Source organism: Gilliamella sp. Nev6-6, assembly GCF_001690605.1.
GTDB lineage: Bacteria > Pseudomonadota > Gammaproteobacteria > Enterobacterales > Orbaceae > Gilliamella > Gilliamella apicola_C.
The window spans coordinates 1-2,209 of the sequence record NZ_LZHP01000066.1 but is presented as its reverse complement, the minus strand read 5'-3'; the positions used below and the strand labels follow the sequence as shown (position 1 = coordinate 2,209).

The following is a 2,209-nucleotide window of genomic DNA, read 5'->3' as shown; positions in this document are numbered from 1 at the left end:
CCCTCGGCTGTTTGCGTATGATAAGTTTTGCCATAATAAACGGTCATTGCTCCCGTTACGCCATTATCAGCCATTGACCATGTTAGATATGCACTTGGTATACATCCCACCACTGAGCTGCAACCTGGTGATAATGCGGCTGCTCCAAACCCATCGATAGCAGCAAACCCAATCTGAAGGACTCCTCCTGCTCGAGTGGTTATGCTGTATTCATTATCAATATTCTTTGTACCATCAAAAATACCATCAAAAAATGTATACTGAAATAACTTTTCATTTTTTTGATAAGGTATACCAAATATAGTTCTATTTTTTGTGTGTTCTTGAGCTGCAAGCGTTTCTCTATATGCTTGTAACTCGTCACTACTGCCTAACTTTTCTAGTTCTCGGAGTGCCGCTTTCTGCGGGTCATTATCAGCCAGTTCGGACGAACATTTAATTAGTGCACATGCTGCTGCAAGATAACGTAATTCTTCCTGCTTATCTCCTTTAGCCAATTTTCTAATTCGTTTATTCTCTCTACGCGTAGTTAAACGGTTATTCTCAACCGCATTCTTACTCGCAGCTATCGAAGCACCCACATCACCGCCCATACTGGCCGCTGCAAGGCCTGCTGCTAGTTGCGATAATGCGCTGATGTTTTGTTTTTCTGCTTCGGTGAGACTGTTATTTTTTATGATTTTAAGCTTTCAAAAACACTGCTCCTCACTTTTTTTTGGAATTTTGAGAATGTGTTTGATTGGTGATAACATTGCCTTTGAAGCGTTAGTTAAAAGATAATTACAACTTCGTTTTGTAAAAATTATTCAGGAGTCTATACCGTTTTGTTTGATTAAGATTCAATATTGGTTATTGTTTAGTGTTTTGATATTAATGTTTTATTAGACTTTTGTTTTATTGGAATTATAGGATTTAGTGACGGTGTTAACCGTCACCTTTAACTTGCTAATATGTAAAATTCAAGATGGAATTAATCTAACTGGGCTGATAACGATTATCTTTAATAATATAAGGCTCCGCTATTTCATTCCATACCACCTGAGCCATTTTTTGCCATTCGGTTGGATTACTCTGCTTTGCAATATAATCCCTTATTAATTTTACAGATTGGTTAAATTGTTCCTTGTCCAACTCGACAAAAGAATAAAACTTTAAGTATTCTCCTTCTTCCGATTTTATGATTTCATGTAATTTAGGATAGTTAGGTAAAAATACTGCATCTAGCAAATCACCAAAGGCATCCCAATAACTACTATTAACATATGTAGATATAAATTTGCCTTCATCTTTTTTATTTACCTCACTTTTATTAAAAAAAATAACTGCACCCATTATATTACCTCATAATTATAATTTTATTTCGCTGCGATTTAGGTAGTGTTTTTATATAATCTATGAAAATTTTTTGATTAGAAGGCGTTAAAACTCTAAAATCAACAGGTACAAAGTCCGCTTTTCCCAAGTGTTTGTCAATAATCTCTTTACCTTTACCAGTATTCATATTTTTTTCATAAAACTTATTTAATCCATCAATTTCTTTTTGTGATAGTTTATCAGTTGTATACAACGCATCCACAGTTTTACCTTTATTAGGTCCAGAGGTAATTACAAAATCGGGAGATTCGCCCTGAGTTGCTCCTTTAGGCGGCGTATAACGCTCCATTTTACCTAATACTGGCTCAAGCTGCGCTGCAGCGGCTGCTTCAGCGGGTTTTAATTTACCACTACCGCCTAAATCTGGCGTATTGAGACGGTTTTGTCCTTCAAGCGGTGTTTGATTGATTTTTACTTCATTCAATCCTTCACTATTTTTTATTATTTGTCCATTTGCTCCCTTTCCAACAGCCCCAGCTGTTGCTTTATTAACATTCTTACTTATTTGCTCTACTTCTTTAGCTGATAACTTTTGCCCTGTAGCTCTCGCTTTCCAGGCTAAATCACTAAAACCTTTTGCAGTAACGCCAGCTGTTGAAAGTGAAAATAACAATTCAGCATCTGATACTGACACGCCTAATATCTTAGCTAGCCCCTCGGCTGTTTGCGTATGATAAGTTTTGCCATAATAAACGGTCATTGCTCCCGTTACGCCATTATCAGCCATTGACCATGTTAGATATGCACTTGGTATACATCCCACCACTGAGCTGCAACCTGGTGATAATGCGGCTGCTCCAAACCCATCGATAGCAGCAAACCCAATCTGAAGGAC

Annotated in this window: 3 protein-coding genes; all 3 read right to left on the bottom strand. The window is 37.1% G+C overall.

The features are described 5' to 3' along the window. A partial coding sequence (locus tag A9G42_RS07875; RefSeq protein WP_257006397.1) for a VENN motif pre-toxin domain-containing protein occupies positions 1–638 on the bottom strand: 638 nt, incomplete at its 3' end. 337 nt (positions 639–975) lie between these two features. After that, complete coding sequence (locus tag A9G42_RS07870; protein WP_065643115.1) at positions 976–1,332, bottom strand: hypothetical protein; 357 nt, start codon at positions 1,330–1,332, stop codon at positions 976–978. A gap of 4 nt (positions 1,333–1,336) precedes the next feature. Next, on the bottom strand, positions 1,337–2,209 hold an 873-nt coding region (locus tag A9G42_RS13930), incomplete at its 5' end, for a hypothetical protein (RefSeq protein WP_179854629.1).